Origin of the sequence: Lactobacillus sp. 23-2 (assembly GCF_044902225.1) — a bacterium.
Classification (GTDB): Bacteria; Bacillota; Bacilli; order Lactobacillales; family Lactobacillaceae; genus Lactobacillus; species Lactobacillus absianus.
Genome location: NZ_JAOQBX010000061.1, coordinates 1 through 797 on the forward strand (window position 1 = coordinate 1; position 797 = coordinate 797).

1 protein-coding gene is annotated in these 797 nt (G+C 48.7%); it reads left to right on the forward strand.

The genetic code is table 11. From position 1 onward, the window contains the following. On the forward strand, nucleotides 1–797 hold a 797-nt coding region (locus tag OCH80_RS10145), incomplete at both ends, for a transposase (protein ID WP_404540644.1).

The following is a 797-nucleotide window of genomic DNA, read 5'->3' on the forward strand; positions in this document are numbered from 1 at the left end:
CAGAACAAGATTTACAGCGACTCTACAATCTCGCGCTTCATTCGCGAGATCGATGATAATGACAGGGTCGACTTCTTGAACAGCTGGAACGCCACCCACGACAAGAACGAGAAAATCTACGTTTCCTATGACTCCACCAACAAGAACTGCAAGGCTGGAGATATTGAGATGGCGGAATACGGTCACCCTAAGAATGACGTTGGCGCGCCAATCATCAACTACTCGATTGCTTACGACATGACCAATGAGAAGCCCCTGCTTTACGAGAGCTACCCGGGCAGTATCGTGGATGTCTCGCAGCTGAAATACATGCTGGAGAAGATTCGCGGCTACGGCTATAAGAAGATAGGTCTCATCCTTGATCGTGGATACTTCAGTAAGGCTAACATCCAATTCATGGACTCGTGCGACTATGATTTCGTGATGATGGTTAAAGGCAGGGCCTCCTTTGTACACGGCTTGATCATGGAGCACATGGGTGAATTCGAATCAAAGAGAGCCTGCTCCATCAAGGCTTACCGGACTTATGGCATAACGGTTAAAGCCAAGCTGTACGCGGATGACGACACTGACCGCTATTTCCACATCTACTACAAGGCCAAGAAGCAGGCTAGCGAGCGTGCTAGACTGGAAGCTGATTTGGACAGAATGGAAGCCGAGATGGACAAGATAAAAGGCAGAGAATACAAGCTTCCAAAGCGATACGAGCATTATTTCAAGCTCACCTACCACAAAGACAAGTTCTATGGCTACGAGGAACGGGAAGATGTCATCGAACGAGAGCTGCAGCTGTGCGG